Source organism: Streptomyces sp. ActVer, from assembly GCF_027270795.1.
GTDB classification, from domain to species: domain Bacteria; phylum Actinomycetota; class Actinomycetes; order Streptomycetales; family Streptomycetaceae; genus Streptomyces; species Streptomyces umbrinus_A.
The window spans coordinates 1-17,301 of sequence record NZ_JAPWHT010000205.1 but is presented as its reverse complement, the minus strand read 5'-3'; the positions used below and the strand labels follow the sequence as shown (position 1 = coordinate 17,301).

Here is a 17,301-nt window from a genome sequence, read left to right as displayed (position 1 = left end):
ACCCGTTCGCGCCGCCGGCCGCCTCGGCCCCGCCGAACCCCTTCGGGCCTCCCGCCGGGGCGCCCCACCCTTACGCGCCTCCGGCCGGGCCCCACCTCCACCCCACTCCCGGCTCCTCCGTCCCGCCGCCTCCCATCGCGCCCGAGGGCCCTGGGCAGATGCCGTACGGATACGGCTACCCGGGATACCCCACCTACGGCGGCCCCGGCGGAGGGCCCGGCTACGGCTGGCCGGGGATGCCCATGGCGCCCAGCAACGGCCTGGGTACGGCCGGGCTCGTGCTCGGCATCATCGCGGCCGTCGGCTTCTGCCTGTGGCCGGTCGCCCTTGCCTGCGGGATCCTCGCGGTGATCTTCGGTGCGATCGGGCGCGGGAAGGCTCGCCGGGGCGAGGCCACGAATCCTGGCCAGGCACTGGCCGGCATCATCTGCGGTGCCGTCGGAATAGCCCTGGCCATCGCCTTCGTGGTGGTGTTCCTGATCGTCCCCGACGACTCCGACAGCGACTCGGGATCCGTGGACGACGGCTTCAACACGTCGTTGACCGTCAACGGCTGATCTGCCTGCGGCTGTCCGCGGGTGAGTGGGGGCTGGTCGCGCAGTTCCCCGCGCCCCTGGGGTGGGTGGGGCTTGACGGTGTGAGTCGGGTGCGGGCCGTCCTTGACTGAGCGCGCAGTTCCCCGCGCCCCTGAAAGCGTAGGGCGCCCTATGCCTTCAGGGGCGCGGGGAACTGCGCGAGCAACCCCCGCCCACCCGCACCCGGCAAACGAACCCGACGCCCCCTGGGGCCAAGGGGCGCGGGGAACTGCGCGACCAGCCCCCGCCGGCCCGCAGCCCTCAAACAGAGCGCAACCGAACCCTCGCCTCCATCAACGCGAACCCCAGCAGGTTCGGCCCCCTCCACCGCTCGGGATCGAACGCGCGGTCGTCGTCCGCCGCCAACCCGATCCCCCACACCCGGTCAAGAGGGCTGGCCTCAACGAGGACCCGCTCCCCCGTGCCCAGCAGAAACGACCGAAGCCCGCCGTCCGAGGCGAACTTCCGCACGCTCCCCTCCACGACGATCCCGAACCGCTCCCGCTCCCAGACGGCCTCGTCGAACCCCCGCACCAACCGCCCCGCCTTCTTCGCGAGCGCGGGATTCGGCGCGTCGAGAGCGAGCCGCTCGGCCCGCTCGTCACCGAAGAGCCGCGCTTTCCGCGCCATCATCCAGTGCTCGGCCGTCCGGTACTCCACTCCGTCCACCGTGAACGGCGACGGCCACCACTGACTGAGACAGCTCGCCCCCACCTGCCCGTCGGCCCGCGCCCGGTGCCCCCAGAAGTGGAGGTACTTGACCTTTGCCCCCGACCGGACCGCGCTGACCAGCGCGTCCCGCGAATCGATCTTCCCCATGCACGCGAGTCTGGCAGGAACCACTGACACTCCGTCCCTCCTTTTCCAAGCGAACTCGACACCTGGTCGACAGATTCCGTCGCGTAACCAAAAGGCAACAACGGAATCACTTGTTGGAGGGCCGTTGCTCTGTCAGGATCGGCACTCAAATCGAGCTGGAGCTACGCCGACCCCCGGTACAAGGGGAGGACGGCGGAGGAGAGCGACATGCACAATCCGGGCCATCGCTTCCAGGCACAGGACCGCTTCGAGGCAGGCGCGCAGTACATCGCGGGCCGGCTCACGAAGGGCACGTCCGGCCGCACCCACGCGGTCGTCGACCCGGCCACCGGCGACGACGTATACACGTACGAGCTGGCCAGCACCGTGGACGTGGACGCGGCCGTCGCCGCCGCCCGCGAGGCGTTCCCGGGCTGGGCGGCCACCACCCCGGGCGAGCGCTCGGACGCCATGCACCGCTTCGCCGCCGTGCTGGCCGACCGCGCGGAGGAGTTCGCGCAGGCGGAGTCACTGCAGTGCGGCAAGCCGATCAAGCTGACCCGGGAGTTCGACGTCCCGGGCATGATCGACAACACCGCCTTCTTCGCGGGTGCCGCCCGGCATCTGCAGGGCCAGTCCGCGGGTGAGTACTCCGGCGACCACACCTCGTACGTACGCCGTGAACCCATCGGTGTCGTCGGCTCCATCGCGCCCTGGAACTACCCCCTCCAGATGGCCGCCTGGAAGGTCCTCCCGGCGATCGCCGCAGGCAACACCATCGTCCTGAAGCCCGCCGAGCTCACCCCGCTCACCTCACTGCTGTTCGCGGAGGCGGCCACCCAGGCGGGCATCCCCGACGGTGTCGTCAACATCATCACCGGGGCCGGCAAGGACGCCGGCGAGCATCTCGTCGGGCACCCCGACGTCGCGATGACCTCCTTCACCGGCTCCACCGCGGTCGGCAAGCGCGTCGCGGAGATCGCCACGGCCACTGTCACGCGGCTGCACCTGGAGCTCGGCGGCAAGGCGCCCTTCCTGGTCTTCGACGACGCGGACCTGGAGGCCGCCGTGCACGGCGCGGTGGCGGGCTCCCTCATCAACACGGGCCAGGACTGCACGGCCGCCACGCGCGCGTACGTGCAAAGGCCCCTCTACGAAGAGTTCGTTTCCAGGACCGCGGACCTGATGGCGACCGTCCGGCTCGGTGACCCGTTCGCGCCGGACACCGACCTCGGGCCGCTCATCTCGTTCGCCCAGCGCGACCGCGTCGCCGGATTCGTCGACCGGGCGCGCTCCTACGCGCGCGTGGTCACCGGCGGCGAGATCCCGCAGGACCTCAAGCACGGCGCGTACTACCGGCCCACCCTGGTCGCGGACGCCGCGCAGCACAGCGAGATCGTGCAGTCCGAGCTCTTCGGTCCCGTTCTCGTCGTCCTGCCCTTCGACAGCGACGACGAAGGCATCCGGCTGGCCAACGACACCCCGTACGGCCTGGCCGCCTCCGCCTGGAGCCGTGACGTGTACCGCGCGAACCGGGCCACGCGCGAGATCAAGGCGGGCTGTGTGTGGGTCAACGACCACATCCCGATCATCAGCGAGATGCCGCACGGCGGCTACAAGGCGTCCGGTTTCGGCAAGGACATGTCCTCGTACTCGTTCGAGGAGTACACCCAGATCAAGCACGTCATGTTCGACAACACCGCGGTGGCCAGGAAGGACTGGCACCGCACGATCTTCGGGGACCGATAGTCACCACCGGCCGAGACCAGGCCGCACCCTCCCGAAAGGGCACCACGAGCATGGAGCAGTACGAGCCCGACAGCCTGTCCTCGGCCCAACTGGCCGCCATGCGGCGCAGCCTCAGGAACGGCAGGGCCTCCCTCAGCCGCCGTTCGCTGATGCGTGCGTCCGCCGGCGGCGCGCTCGCCCTTGGCGGGCTCGGGACGCTGAGCGCCTGCGGGATCCCCGCGGCGAAGAACACCGCGGGCGTCTCGTCCGAGGACCACTCGGCCAAGGAGAAGCAGATCAACTTCTCCAACTGGACCGAGTACATGGACGTGGACGACAGCGAGAAGCGCCACCCCACGCTCGACGAGTTCACCAAACGCACCGGCATCAAGGTCAAGTACACCGAGGACATCAACGACAACGTCGAGTTCTTCGGGAAGCTCAAGCCGCAGCTCGCGGCGGGCCAGGACACCGGCCGCGACCTGATCTGCGTCACCGACTGGCTGGCCGCCCGGCTCATCCGCTTCGGCTGGGTGCAGAAGCTCAACGCCTCCAACCTGCCGCACGCGTACGCCAACCTCTCCCAGCAGTTCCGTACGCCGGACTGGGACCCGGGACGCGCGTACTCCTACCCCTGGACCGGTATCTCCACGGTCATCGCCTACAACAAGAAGGCCCTGGACGGAGTGGAGGTGAAGTCCCTCTCCGACATGCTCGACAACCCCAAGCTCAAGGGGCGCATAGGCCTGCTGTCGGAGATGCGGGACAGCATGGGCATGACGCTGCTCGACATGGGCAAGGACCCGGCGAAGTTCACCGACGACGACTTCGACGCGGCGATCGCCCGCCTCCAGAAGGCCGTCGACCAGGGCCAGATCCGCCGCTTCACCGGCAACGACTACACCTCCGACCTCACCAAGGGCGACCTCGCGGCCTGTGTCGCCTGGGCCGGTGACGTCGTCCAGCTCAAGGCCGACAGCCCGGACGTCGACTTCGTCATCCCGGAGAGCGGCTATCTGACGTCCACGGACAATCTGCTGGTCCCCAACAAGGCGCGGCACAAGACCAACGCCGAGCGGCTCATCGACTACTACTACGAGCCCGCTCCGGCCGCGCAGCTCGCCGCGTACATCAACTACGTCTGTCCCGTCGACGGCGTGAAGGCCGAGCTGGCGAAGATCGACGAGTCGGCGGCGGACAACCCGCTGATCATTCCCGACGCCGCCATGGCGGCCAAGTCCCACTCCTTCCGCTCCCTGAGCACGAAGGAAGAGACGGCCTACGAAGAGAAGTTCGCGAAGCTGACAGGGGCGTAACGCCTCCGGCGGGTGCGGATTCGGTGGTCCAGGCCGCCCGGGCGGGTGCCCGGCGCCCTGGGCGGCAGACACCGGCTCCGCCGCGGACCTGCCCGTGCGGCACGGCGCTTCCGTGTCCCGCCCCCGGACCACAGACGACCCCGACACCCAGGGACCACACCATGACGAACGACACCGGCGGCGACGTCCGCCTCTCCGGAATCAGCAAGACCTACGGCTCCTTCACCGCCGTCCACCCGCTCGACCTGACCGTGCCCCAGGGCTCGTTCTTCGCGCTCCTGGGCGCCTCGGGCTGCGGCAAGACCACCACGCTGCGCATGATCGCCGGTCTGGAGGAACCTTCCTCCGGCTCGGTCCGGCTCGGCGACCAGGACGTGACGAACCTGCCGCCGTACAAGCGGCCGGTGAACACCGTCTTCCAGTCGTACGCGCTCTTCCCGCACCTCGACATCTTCGAGAACGTCGCGTTCGGTCTGCGCAGACGCGGCATCAAGTCGGTGAAGAAGCAGGTCGAGGACATGCTGGAGCTGGTCCAGCTCGGCGAGCAGGCCCGTAAGAAGCCGCACCAGCTCTCCGGCGGCCAGCAGCAGCGCGTCGCCGTGGCCCGCGCGCTGATCAACACCCCCAAGGTGCTCCTCCTCGACGAGCCCCTCGGCGCCCTCGACCTCAAGCTGCGCCGCCAGATGCAGCTGGAGCTCAAGCGCATCCAGACCGAGGTCGGCATCACCTTCGTGCACGTCACGCACGACCAGGAGGAGGCCATGACCATGGCCGACACGGTCGCCGTGATGAACGCGGGCCGCGTCGAACAGCTGGGCTCGCCCGCCGACCTCTACGAGAACCCGAACACCACGTTCGTCGCCAACTTCCTCGGCACCTCGAACCTCATCGAGGCCGAGGTCGATTCCAAGAGCGGCGACGAGATCGTTCTCAAGGCGGGCGGCGGCAAGCTCCTGCTGCCCGCTGCACGATGTTCCGCGCCCACGACGACCGGCGGCAAGGTCCTCGTCGGCGTACGCCCCGAGAAGATCTCGCTCACGCACGCCGACGACGCCGGCGAGATACCGGCGGGCCGCAACCGCATCACCGGCACGATCGCCGACTCCAGCTTCATCGGCGTCTCCACGCAGTACGTCATCGACAGCCCGGTCTGCCCCGAGTTCGAGGTCTACGCCCAGAACATCGACCGCGACTCCCGGCTGGTGCCCGGCACCGAGGTCGTCCTGCACTGGAACCCGGCCCACACCTTCGGCCTGGACGCCGCTCAGGACATCGACGCCGGCATCGAAACGGTGGAGCCAGAAGAGGGGGCGGCGGCCTGATGACGACCGTCACCGACGCGCCACCCCTGGCGCCCACGCCCGCTCCCGAGGAGCGCCCGCCTCGAAAGAGAGGGCGCCTCACCCCGTACTGGCTGCTGCTCCCCGGCATCCTCTGGCTGCTCGTCTTCTTCGCGCTGCCGATGGTCTACCAGGCCTCCACGTCCGTGCAGACGGGCTCACTGGAGGAGGGCTACAAGGTCACCTGGCACTTCGCGACCTACTGGGACGCGGTGGCCGACTACTGGCCCCAGTTCCTGCGCTCCATCGCGTATGCCGGCACCGCCACGATCCTGTGTCTGCTGCTCGGATACCCGCTCGCGTATCTGATCGCGTTCCGCGCGGGCCGCTGGCGCAATCTGATCCTGATCCTGGTGATCGCGCCGTTCTTCACCAGCTTCCTGATCCGTACGCTCGCCTGGAAGACGATCCTCGCGGACGGCGGCCCGGTCGTCGGCGCCCTCAACACGCTGCACGTCCTGGACGTCACCAGCTGGCTCGGCATCACGGCCGGGGACCGCGTGCTGGCCACACCGCTCGCGGTGGTCTGCGGTCTCACGTACAACTTCCTGCCGTTCATGATCCTGCCGCTCTACACCTCCCTGGAGCGCATCGACGGACGGCTGCACGAGGCGGCGGGCGATCTGTACGCGAGGCCCTTCACGACCTTCCGCAAGGTGACGTTCCCGCTGTCGATGCCCGGTGTCGTCTCCGGGACGCTGCTCACGTTCATCCCGGCGAGCGGCGACTACGTGAACGCCGATCTGCTCGGCTCCACCGACACCCGCATGGTCGGAAACGTCATCCAGACACAGTTCCTGCGGATTCTCGACTATCCGACGGCCGCGGCTCTCTCGTTCATTCTCATGGCCGGGATCCTCGCCATCGTCACGCTCTATATTCGCAAGTCCGGGACGGAGGATCTGGTTTAAATGGCCCTCGCACGCTGGCTGAAGCGCCGTCTCGTCGTCATCGCGGGTCTGCTGACCCTCGGTTATCTGCTGCTGCCGAACATCGTCGTCACGGTGTTCTCCTTCAACAATCCGAAGGGGCGCTTCAATTATGAATGGCAGCAGTTCTCCACGGACGCCTGGACCGATCCCTGCGGGGTCGCGGACCTGTGCGGCTCGCTCTCGCTGAGCCTGCAGATCGCCGCCTGGGCGACCCTCGGCGCGACCGTCCTCGGCACGATGATCGCCTTCGCGCTCGTCCGCTACCGCTTCCGGGCGCGCGGCGCCGTGAACTCGCTGATCTTCCTGCCGATGGCGATGCCCGAGGTCGTGATGGCCGCCTCGCTGCTCACGCTCTTCCTCAACCTGGGCGCGCAGCTCGGCTTCTGGACGATCCTGATCGCCCACATCATGTTCTGTCTGAGCTTCGTGGTCACCGCCGTCAAGGCCCGTGTCATGTCGATGGACCCGCGGCTGGAGCAGGCCGCCCAGGACCTGTACGCCGGTCCCGTGCAGACCTTCGTCCGTGTCACCCTGCCCATCGCCGCCCCCGGAATCGCCGCCGGAGCGCTGCTCGCCTTCGCGCTCTCCTTCGACGACTTCATCATCACCAATTTCAACGCGGGCTCGACCGTCACCTTCCCCATGTTCGTCTGGGGATCGGCCCAGCGCGGAACACCCGTTCAGATCAATGTCATCGGTACGGCCATGTTCATCGTCGCCGTACTGTTCGTGCTGGCCGGAATGGTCATCGGCAACCGCCGAAACCGCCAGAAGGCATAGCGCTTCAAGAAACACCAAGCAACTTCAAGAAACTTCAAGAAAGCAGCAGTCGTAGGGAGTTGAAATCATGGCCCCAAGCGCCATGAGCCGTGACAAGAACTGGGCAAGGTCGCTTTCGGACGCCCAGCCGGTCTCGTACTGGCTGGACGACCCCGGCAAGCCCCGCCCCGAGCCCGCGCTCACCACCGCCGAGACCTGCGACCTGCTCGTCGTCGGCGGCGGCTACAGCGGGCTGTGGACCGCGCTCCTCGCCAAGGAGCGCGACCCCGGGCGCGAGGTGGTCCTGGTCGAGGGCCGCGAGGCGGGCTGGGCCGCCTCGGGCCGCAACGGCGGTTTCTGCGCCGCCTCCCTCACGCACGGCCTGTCCAACGGCCTGACCCGCTGGCCCGACGAGATCCACAAGCTGGAGGAGCTGGGCGCCCGCAACCTCGACGGCATCGAGGCCACCGTCGCCCGCTACTCGCTCGACTGCGACTTCGAGCGCACCGGCGAGATCGACGTCGCGACCGAGCCGTACCAGGCGTCTGAACTCCGCGACTGGTACGAGGAGTTGGAGCGCCGCGGCCTGGCGAACGGCGTCGAGTACCTGGACGCCGAGGCCGTACGGAAACAAGTCGACTCACCGACTTTCCTCGCGGGCCTGCACGACCGCCGCGGCGTCGCCATGCTGCACCCCGCCAAGCTCGCCTGGGGCCTCAAGCGCGCCTGCGTCGAGCTGGGTGTCCGGGTGTACGAGAACACGCCCGCGCTCACTCTCAAGCCGTACGGCGCCGGTATGGCCGTACGCACTCCGTACGGCAGTGTCCGTGCCCGCAGGGTCGCCCTCGGCACGAACATCTTCCCCAACCTGGTCCGGCGGGTGCGCTCGTACACCGTCCCGGTCTACGACTACGCGCTGATGACCGAGCCGCTGACCGCCGACCAGCTCGCCTCCATCGGCTGGAAGAACCGGCAGGGCCTCGGGGACTCGGCGAACCAGTTCCACTACTTCCGGCTGTCCGCCGACAACCGGATCCTGTGGGGCGGTTACGACGCGGTTTACCCGTACGGCGGCCGGGTGCGCGCGGAGTACGACGACCGGCCTCAGACGTACGCGAAGCTCGCCGGGCACTTCTTCACCTGCTTCCCGCAGTTGGAGGGCGTCCGCTTCAGCCACGCGTGGGGCGGCGCGATCGACACCTGCTCCCGCTTCTCGGCCTTCTTCGGCACGGCGCACCAGGGCCGCGTGGCCTACGCGGCGGGCTATACGGGCCTCGGCGTCGGCGCCACCCGCTTCGGCGCGGACGTGATGCTCGACCTGCTGTCGGGGGAGCGCACGGAACGTACGTCGCTGGAGATGGTCCGCAAGAAGCCGCTGCCCTTCCCGCCGGAGCCGTTCGCGTGGACGGGGATCGCGCTCACCAAGTGGTCCCTTGCGCGGGCGGACGCGCACGGCGGCCGCCGCAATCTCTGGCTGAAGACGATGGACCGGCTGGGGCTCGGCTTCGACAGCTGAGACCGTATGACCTGCTTCACTCTCAACAAGTCGTCAGAACCCGCGTAATGCTCGGCCCGAACCTCCCTCTCTCCTGTGACGCGACCAGCGTCGACACGAGAAAAGGGAGGTTCCGCCATGACAGGGGCCAAGACGGCGGTCGAGTGGCTGGCATCCGTCGCTCCGGATCCAGAGGCCTGCCGCTGGGAGTGGGAGCGCAACCCGCTGGGGGTCGCGCTGCTGCCGGCGGGCAGGGTCTGGGACGTGCTCATCCTGCCGGGCGAACTCGGCTATCCGACGCTCGACGTGCTGACCCGGGTGCTCGATCAACCCGGCCCGGTGCTCGTCGACTTCGGGGACGCCCGGATGGGGTTCTTCGTGCCCCCGGGCACGGCGGCCCGGTGGCTCGGCACGGGGGTGCGCACGGCGGGGCACGGTACGTGGATCGTGGTGCCGTACCCGGGGAGGTCGACCGGCGGTGTCCGCTGGCTCGTCCCGCCGGACGGCTCCGGCACGCTCACCGACCCGACGCTGCTGGAACTGGCGATGCACGAGGCGGCGGCGGGTCTGGCGACCGACGACCGCGACATCCGATGACCGATGGCAGCGATATCCGACATCCGATGGGCAGCGGTGACCGATGACCGCGGATAACTGGCGGAGGCCTTGACAACAGGATTGGTCTGGACCAAGTTGAGCGCGCTCCACCCCTCCAATTCCCCCATGCCAGGAGGTACTTGTGGATCGCGTCAGATCCTTCCTCGCCCTCTGTGCGGCCACCGTCCTGGCCGTACCGGGCGTCACCGCACTCTCGTCGGCCGCCCGTGCGGCCGACGCGGACCTCGCCAGGAACGGCGGGTTCGAGGCGGGCCTCGACGGCTGGACCTGTACGGCGGGCAGCGTGGTCACCTCACCCGTGCGGAGTGGCGGTTCGGCACTGAAGGCGACCCCGGCCGGCAGTGACAACGCGCGCTGCGCGCAGACCGTGACCGTCAAGCCCGACTCCCAGTACACCCTCGCCGGATACGTCCGGGGCAGTTACGCCTACCTCGGCGCGAGCGGCACCGGTACCACCGACGTCTCCACCTGGACACAGTCCGCGCCGGACTGGCAGCGACTCACCACGACCTTCCGCACCGGCCCGTCCACCACCAAGGTCACGCTCTACACCCACGGCTGGTACGGCACCGGCGCGTATCACGCCGACGACATCTCGCTGGTCGGCCCGGGCGTCGACGCCGGACAACCACCGGCCGCTCCCACCACCCCGACGGTCGGCACGGTCACGTCCACCAGCGTGGCCCTGTCCTGGCCGTCGGTCCCCGGCGCGACGGGCTACGCGATCCACCGCAACGGTACGAAGATCCAGTCGGCGAGCGGCACTTCGGCCACCGTCTCCGGGCTCTCCCCCTCCACCGCGTACTCCTTCCAGATCACCGCCGTGAACGAGGCGGGCGAGTCCGCGAAGTCCCCGGCGGTCACGGCGACCACGACATCCGGTCCGGGCGGCGGCGACCCAGCGGACCTCCCCGCCCGCGCCCTGGTCGGCTACCTCCACGCGAGCTTCGCCAACGGCTCCGGCTACACGCGCATGGCCGATGTCCCCGACAGCTGGGACGTCATTGACCTGGCCTTCGGCGAACCCACCTCGACCACCTCCGGCGACATCCGCTTCGACCGCTGCCCGGCCACCGAGTGCCCGAACGTCGAGAGCGACGCCGAATTCAAGGCGGCGATCAAGGCGAAGCAGGCGGCGGGCAAGAAGGTCCTGATATCCATCGGCGGCCAGAACGGCCAGGTGCAACTGACGACCACGGCGGCCCGCGACACGTTCGTCTCCTCGGTCTCGAAGATCATCGACGAGTACGGACTCGACGGCCTGGACATCGACTTCGAGGGCCACTCGCTCTCCCTGAACGCCGACGACACCGACTTCAAGAACCCGAAGACACCGGTGATCGTGAACCTCATCTCGGCCGTGAAGACCCTCAAGGCCAAGTACGGCGACGACTTCGTCCTGACGATGGCGCCGGAGACGTTCTTCGTCCAACTCGGCTACCAGTACTACGGAACCGGCAAGTGGGGCGGCCAGGACCCGCGCGCCGGAGCCTACCTGCCCGTCATCCACGCCCTGCGCGACGACCTGACACTCCTGCACGTCCAGGACTACAACTCGGGCCCGATCATGGGTCTCGACAACCAGTACCACTCCATGGGCGGCGCCGACTTCCACATTGCCATGACCGACATGCTCCTCACGGGCTTCCCGGTCGCGGGCGACGCCAACAACGTCTTCCCGCCCCTGCGCCCCGACCAGATCGCCATCGGCATGCCGGCGACGCCGAACGCGGGCAACGGCCACGTCCCGTCGTCGGAGACCAACAAGGCCCTCGACTGCCTCACCAAGAAGACGAACTGCGGCTCCTACGCGACCCACGGCACCTGGCCCGCCCTCCGCGGCCTGATGACGTGGTCGATCAACTGGGACCGGTTCGGGGGATGGGAGTTCTCGAAGAACTTCGACAACTACTTCGGCTGACGAGCCGTGTCTCTGCTGGGGCTCGTGACCATCGCGAGCCCCAGCAGCAGCATGGCGCTCAGACACCAGCTCCCTGCCACATCCAGTGGCCAGTGATAGCCGCGGCGGACCAGACCGAAGCCCACCGCCGCCACCAGGACCAGGTAGCCGATGACCAGTTCGCGGCGGCGGTAGCGGCTGTTGAGCCAGGGGAGCACGAGGAGGACGGCCGCCCCGTACGCGACGGCGGCCGTGGCCGTGTGGCCAGAGGGGTAGTAGCCGTCGCCGGCCATGCCGGGCGGGCCGGTGCGTCCGACGACTTCCTTCAGAGGCACGACCAATGCCGGTACGGCGGCCATCGCGACCAGTGCCGCGAGCGACGGAACCCACCAGCGGGGCAGTTCCGCGCGCCGAGCCCGCCAGGACACGTACACGACGACGGCGAGCAGTACCGGAACGGCCACCACGAGACTGCCGAGATCCGCGAGAAACTCGGCGGCACCACTCGGCAGACGACTGCCCCTGACCTCCCCGGCGAGCCGCTCGTCCGCCCGACGCACGGGGCCGGCGACGGCGGCCTGCCAGGTCAGGAGGGCGAACAGGAGGAGGAGCGGCCCGAGGACCCAGCCCGGCCGCACCACAGCACGGGGCTCGCCGTCTACATGGGCAGGCGCATGCTGCGACTGGTGCGGATCCGGAACGCTGGCCATGCCACACACCCTGCCAGGTGTGATCGCTCCGGGTGCCAGGGGGCGCGCCAGCGCCCTTCAGGGGCGCGGGGCTGTGACATTTGCGGCTCCGCCGCGGGGCGCGACAAGCCGCAATCAACCCGCACCCACCCTGCAACACAAGCCCCGCAGACCCCCAACCACGCCACCAGCGGAGCGCAAACGCGCCGAAGGGCTTGCACCAGGGGGGGTAGGTGCAAGCCCTTCGGTGGAACCGATCAGATCGGGTTGTCGCACGCCCCGGGGGGTTTGGGGCGGGCGACTGTCCGATCGGTGAGGAGACCCGAAGCCGGAAGCTCCGGTTGTGTGCGCGAGGCACGCCCAGGGCGAAGCTGGGGAGGCCCCGTCCCGGTACCGTCCACAGTCCCCTGTGGCCGGGGTGTATCTCTCATCTGGGTAGAACCTACGTCAGGGCCGAGGCCTCCGACAGGTGGATTCGCGTCCCGCCATGCACCTCGCACACGTTCTTCACACGCCCCGCTCCTCACCGCCGCGACACCGGAACCGATGAGACAGACTCCGCTCAGATGCGGGCAAAAGCCTGCTCGATAATGTCGAGGCCCTCGTTCAGCAGGTCCTCGCCGATGACCAGCGGCGGCAGGAAGCGCAGCACGTTTCCGTAGGTGCCACAGGTCAGGACCAGCAGGCCCTCCTGGTGGCACGCCTTGGCGAGCGCGGCGGTCGCCTCCGCGTTCGGCTCCTTGGTCGTACGGTCCTTGACCAGCTCGATGGCGATCATCGCGCCGCGGCCCCGGACGTCGCCGATGATGTCGAACTTCTCGGCCATCGCGCCGAGGCGGGCCTTCATGAGGGCCTCGATGTTCTTCGCCCTGGCGTTGAGGCCGAGCTCCTTCATCGTCTCGATCGAGCCGAGCGCGCCCGCGCAGGCCACCGGGTTGCCGCCGTAGGTGCCGCCCAGGCCGCCCGCGTGCGCGGCGTCCATGATCTCGGCGCGGCCCGTGACGGCGGCGAGCGGCAGGCCGCCCGCGATGCCCTTGGCGGTGGTGATCAGGTCCGGGACGACACCCTCGTCCTCGCACGCGAACCACTGGCCCGTACGGCAGAAGCCGGACTGGATCTCGTCCGCGACGAAGACGATGCCGTTGTCGGTGGCGAACTTGCTGAGGGCCGGCAGGAAGCCCTTGGCGGGCTCGATGAAGCCGCCCTCGCCGAGCACCGGCTCGATGATGATCGCGGCCACGTTCTCCGCGCCGACCTGCTTGCTGATCTGGTCGATGGCCTGCGCGGCGGCCTCGGGGCCGGCGTTCTCCGCACCGGTCGGCCAGCGGTAGCCGTACGCCACCGGCACGCGGTAGACCTCGGGCGCGAACGGGCCGAAGCCGTGCTTGTACGGCATGTTCTTCGAGGTCAGCGCCATCGTGAGGTTGGTGCGCCCGTGGTAGCCGTGGTCGAAGACGACGACGGCCTGCCGCTTGGTGTACGCCCGGGCGATCTTGACGGCGTTCTCGACGGCCTCGGCGCCGGAGTTGAAGAGGGCGCTCTTCTTGGCGTGGTCGCCCGGCGTCAGCTCGGCCAGCGCCTCGGCGACGGCCACGTAACCCTCGTACGGCGTGACCATGAAACAGGTGTGGGTGAAGTCCTGGAGCTGGGCGGAGGCCCGGCGTACGACGGCCTCGGCGGACGCGCCGACGGACGTCACGGCGATGCCGGAGCCGAAGTCGATCAGCCGGTTCCCGTCGACGTCCTCGATGATCCCGCCGCTCGCGCGCGCGGTGAAGACGGGCAGCACGGACCCCACTCCGGCCGCGACCGCGGCGAGACGGCGGGCCTGCAGTTCCTGCGACTTCGGACCGGGAATGGCGGTGACGACGCGGCGCTCCTGCGGAAGTGTGCTCATGAGGGGCTCCCTGGGGGGTCTTGCGAACGGCTTGGGGAAGGTCTTCGGGAAGGACGTCGGTGGTACGACGTCTGAAGGGCATCGGAAGGGCGTGCGGACGGCCTGCGAACGGGTTCTTCGGACGTCCGGCTTCCTTCTTCGCAGGCTAGAGCCGGGAACGGGGGGTGGGCATGCTCCATCTGGGCGGTGTCGGGAGATTCGGTTGTCCGCCATGGACATAGCGTGGGCGGGGAGCGACGAGGGGCCGGGGTGTCCGTATCGCCGCGTACCCGGCCCGGTAAGCGGTGAACTCCCCTTGTGAGGGCGTTAGATTGACTCGCAAACCACGTACGGAGCGGCTGGTCAGGGGTGGCAGAGGCGATGGACAGCGACGGCACGCAGGACGCACGGGGCACGCACGCCGATCGTGTGCCGCGGCCGGCGGGACCGCCCCAGGTGCCGCCACGGCCCGCGCAGGCGCCCGGGATGCCGCCGGCGCCGGACGGGTCCACGTTTCTCACCTGGCTGCGGACCCCGCGGCCCGAGGCCGCGCCGGGCGTGTGGCGCTTCGGGCACCTGCCGCGGCCGGAGGAGGAGCCCGAGCAGATTCCGGCCCGGCAGCTGATCGGCGGGGCGCTCATCGCGTTCCTCGTGGGATGGCTGATCTGGTCGCTGCTGTGGAACGGCTACCTCGGCGGATGGTGGCTGCTGCCGCTCTACGCGATGATCCCCGACTCCTGGGCCGAGCCACACAGCTTCGGTTCCGTCGTGGTCGTCTACGCCTACTACGTGGCCATCGCCATGGGCATCATGATCGGAGTCGGGCGCCTCGGCCGCTGGAGCGAGGTGTGGCGACGCTACGGGCTGCCCGCCTGGCGCCGGGCCGCGCCCGTGAGCGAGCGGCCGCCCGCGCCCGAGGAGGACCCCGCCCAGTGGAACCAGCTGCGCGCTGCCGGAGCCACCGACGCAGCCGAACGGCTCGGCGCCGAGGCCCGGGCCGGACGCATGCGCGATGTCGACCAGGCCAGGATCGCCCGGGCCTGGCAGGGCGTACGGAGCGGACGCCACAGTCTCGCCACCTTCAGCGGTGCCGTTCTGCAGGACGGAGCCGCCGCCTGTCTGCACCCCTCCGGGGAGCGGGATCTGCCCGGACGGCTCGCGAAGCACGATCTCGTCACCGGGCAGGTCCGTCTCGGTACGACCGCCGACGACCCGCGGAACCCGTACTCCTACCGAGGGACCGGCCTCGCGCTCGGACCGGACCTGCTGGGCACTTCGCTGCTCGCCGTCGGGCCCGCCGGGTCCGGCAAGACCGGCGGTGTCGTCTGGCCGCTCGCCGAGTCGCTGTGTCTGCACGCGCTCGCGGGGCGGGCCGCCGTGGTCGTCGTCGGGGCCGCGGGGGCGGGGCTCGGGCCGGTGGACGCGTACGACGTCGTGGTGCGGGTGGGCAATCCCGAGTCGGTGTACGACCTCGATCTGTACGGCGGGACCACCGACCCCGACGAGGCGGCGGCCATGCTCGCCGAAGCGCTCGTCGGGGATCTCGCCGATCCGCATCCCGGCGCGGACAGTCGGCGGTCCACCACCGTGCTGGCCCAGCTGCTCGGGCCCTTCCGGGGCGTGCACGGGCGATTCCCGTCCGTGCCCGAGCTGAGGCAGCTGCTCGACGGCTCGCCCGGACCGCTCGGCGCGCTGCGCAAGTCGCTCACGGAGGGCGGCCAGGAGTCCCTGCTGCGGGAACTCGACGCGCGGGAGCGGCAGTTGGGGCATCCGGGGGATGTGGGGAGCGTGCTCGCCGACCGGGTGGCGCTGCTGGACCGGCCCGCGTTCGCCGGATTCTTCGACACGTCCGGGCAGTCCCGCCCCTTCTCCCTGCGCGCCCTCGACCACCCCGTGCGGGTGCGGATCGACCTGCCCGAGCGCGGGCACGCCGACGCCTCCCGGATGCTCGCACGGCTCGTGCTCGCCCAGTTCGCCGCGAGCGTCGCCGTACGGGAGGACCGGTCGCTGTTCGCCTGTCTCGTGCTCGACGACGCCACAGGAGTCATCACACCCGAGGCCGTACGGGGCATTCAGCGGCTGCGGTCCGCCAACGCCGGGGTCGTGATGACGCTGCGCACGCTCGACGACGTACCCCGGCCGCTGCGCTCGCCGTTGCTCGGGGCGATCGGGTGCCGGATGGCGCTGTCCGGGCTCACGCCGTGGGACGGACAGGACTTCGCCGAGGTGTGGGGCAAGGAGTGGACGGAGGCGCGGGACGTCACCGACCGGCAGATCATCGCGGAGACGCCCGCCGGCAAGGCCGTGCACATGCTGCGGCGGGTGATCACCGGCAACGCGCCCACCGCCCGGGCCGTAACCGTGCGGCAGGTCGAGCGCGAGCGGTGGTCCGCGTCCGAGCTGGCGCACGGGGTGCCGCCGGGGCACGCGGTGCTCTCGCTCACCAGCGTGCGCGGGGAGCACGCGCCGCCGCTGCTGGTGGATCTGCGGAGCTGAGGCGGGTGCGGGGAGCCGAGGGCTCCTGAGGGACATTTGACGGGTGCGCCGAGCAGGACGTCCGGACATATGGTCACGGGCCGACCGTACGGTGAGGCAGAATCGACATAGGTCGTTCATACGCTGCGGCCAAAGGATCGCAAGGATCACATCGTCCGCGACCGTCGAAGAACCTGTGAAGACCCGAAGACCTGAAGGCCTCATGCCCCCCACGCTCGCCTCGCTCGTCCATCACTCGGCGCTCAAGCTCACCGTGCGCGCGGGCGGGGAACGCCTGGACACCCCCGTCCGCTGGGTGCACGCCAGTGAGCTCACCGACCCCGTGCCGTACATGGAGGGCGGGGAACTGCTCCTCATCACCGCGCTCAAGCTGGACACGGAGGACGCCGACGCCATGCGGCGGTATGTGAAGCGGCTGGTGGGGGCAGGGGTGGCGGGGCTCGGCTTCGCCGTCGGGGTGCACTACGACGAGACGCCCAAGGCACTCGTCGACGCGGCGGAGGGCGGGGGGCTGCCCCTGCTGGAGGTGCCCCGCCGGACGCCGTTCCTCGCCATCAGCAAGGCCGTGTCCGCCGCCATCGCCGCCGATCAGTACCGGGCGGTGACGGCAGGCTTCGCGGCGCAGCGGGAGCTGACCAAGCAGGCGCTGAGCGACGGGCCCGAAGGACTGCTGACCGCGCTCGCCTCGCAGGTGGACGGATGGGCCGCCCTGTACGACGCGTCCGGCGCCGTCGTCGCCACCGCGCCCGAGTGGGCGGGGCGGCGGGCCGCCCGGATCA

Annotated in this window: 14 protein-coding genes and 1 pseudogene; 11 read left to right on the top strand and 4 right to left on the bottom strand. The window is 69.8% G+C overall.

Annotation, left to right across the window (positions count from 1 at the left end):
• The coding region (locus O3Q52_RS29215; RefSeq protein WP_269651689.1) for a DUF4190 domain-containing protein at positions 1–557 on the top strand (557 nt) is incomplete at its 5' end.
• 279 nt (positions 558–836) lie between these two features.
• Here O3Q52_RS29215 and O3Q52_RS29210 read toward each other — a convergent pair.
• On the bottom strand, positions 837–1,394 hold the full coding sequence (locus tag O3Q52_RS29210; RefSeq protein WP_269651688.1) for an NADAR family protein: 558 nt from the start codon (positions 1,392–1,394) through the stop codon (positions 837–839).
• Between the two features lie 207 nt (positions 1,395–1,601).
• Here O3Q52_RS29210 and O3Q52_RS29205 point away from each other — a divergent pair, with 207 nt between their 5' ends.
• From O3Q52_RS29205 to O3Q52_RS29170, 8 genes are all read left to right on the top strand, one after another.
• Positions 1,602–3,122: a gamma-aminobutyraldehyde dehydrogenase gene (locus O3Q52_RS29205; RefSeq protein WP_269651687.1), complete on the top strand. Its 1,521-nt coding sequence runs from the start codon at positions 1,602–1,604 to the stop codon at positions 3,120–3,122.
• Positions 3,123–3,172: 50 nt separating this feature from the next.
• Positions 3,173–4,417 (top strand): spermidine/putrescine ABC transporter substrate-binding protein, encoded by a 1,245-nt coding sequence (locus O3Q52_RS29200; protein WP_269651686.1) that lies wholly within the window; start codon positions 3,173–3,175, stop codon positions 4,415–4,417.
• 161 nt (positions 4,418–4,578) lie between these two features.
• On the top strand, positions 4,579–5,739 hold the full coding sequence (locus tag O3Q52_RS29195; RefSeq protein ID WP_269651685.1) for an ABC transporter ATP-binding protein: 1,161 nt from the start codon (positions 4,579–4,581) through the stop codon (positions 5,737–5,739).
• Positions 5,739–6,668 carry an ABC transporter permease gene (locus O3Q52_RS29190; protein ID WP_269651684.1) on the top strand — a complete coding sequence of 310 codons (930 nt, stop codon included), beginning with the start codon at positions 5,739–5,741 and terminating at the stop codon, positions 6,666–6,668. The genes O3Q52_RS29195 and O3Q52_RS29190 overlap by 1 nt, the downstream gene beginning before the upstream one ends.
• The gene (locus tag O3Q52_RS29185) at positions 6,669–7,469 is read left to right on the top strand and encodes an ABC transporter permease (RefSeq protein ID WP_269651683.1); all 801 of its coding nucleotides are present in this window, start codon (positions 6,669–6,671) and stop codon (positions 7,467–7,469) included. It abuts the gene before it with no gap.
• 67 nt (positions 7,470–7,536) lie between these two features.
• A complete protein-coding gene (locus O3Q52_RS29180) occupies positions 7,537–8,964 on the top strand; it encodes an FAD-binding oxidoreductase (protein WP_269651682.1) in 1,428 nt (475 codons plus the stop codon).
• A 117-nt stretch (positions 8,965–9,081) separates the two neighbouring features.
• Complete coding sequence (locus O3Q52_RS29175; protein WP_269651681.1) at positions 9,082–9,540, top strand: hypothetical protein; 459 nt, start codon at positions 9,082–9,084, stop codon at positions 9,538–9,540.
• 142 nt (positions 9,541–9,682) lie between these two features.
• Complete coding sequence (locus O3Q52_RS29170; RefSeq protein WP_269651680.1) at positions 9,683–11,482, top strand: chitinase; 1,800 nt, start codon at positions 9,683–9,685, stop codon at positions 11,480–11,482.
• Here the strand turns inward: O3Q52_RS29170 and O3Q52_RS29165 are convergent.
• The 3 genes and pseudogenes from O3Q52_RS29165 to gabT form a co-directional block, all read right to left on the bottom strand.
• Positions 11,470–12,171, bottom strand: coding sequence for a phosphatase PAP2 family protein (locus O3Q52_RS29165; protein WP_269651679.1), 702 nt, complete (start codon positions 12,169–12,171; stop codon positions 11,470–11,472). The two genes, O3Q52_RS29170 and O3Q52_RS29165, sit on opposite strands and share 13 nt — an antisense overlap.
• A gap of 243 nt (positions 12,172–12,414) precedes the next feature.
• A pseudogene (locus O3Q52_RS29160) lies at positions 12,415–12,581 on the bottom strand (phosphoesterase); the annotation flags it as partial.
• 131 nt (positions 12,582–12,712) lie between these two features.
• Positions 12,713–14,047: a 4-aminobutyrate--2-oxoglutarate transaminase gene (gabT, locus tag O3Q52_RS29155; protein ID WP_269651678.1), complete on the bottom strand. Its 1,335-nt coding sequence runs from the start codon at positions 14,045–14,047 to the stop codon at positions 12,713–12,715.
• A gap of 360 nt (positions 14,048–14,407) precedes the next feature.
• Here gabT and O3Q52_RS29150 point away from each other — a divergent pair, with 360 nt between their 5' ends.
• Entirely contained in the window at positions 14,408–16,522 is a 2,115-nt protein-coding gene (locus tag O3Q52_RS29150; protein ID WP_269651690.1) for an ATP-binding protein, read from the top strand.
• A 202-nt stretch (positions 16,523–16,724) separates the two neighbouring features.
• On the top strand, positions 16,725–17,301 hold a 577-nt coding region (locus O3Q52_RS29145; RefSeq protein ID WP_269651677.1), incomplete at its 3' end, for a PucR family transcriptional regulator ligand-binding domain-containing protein.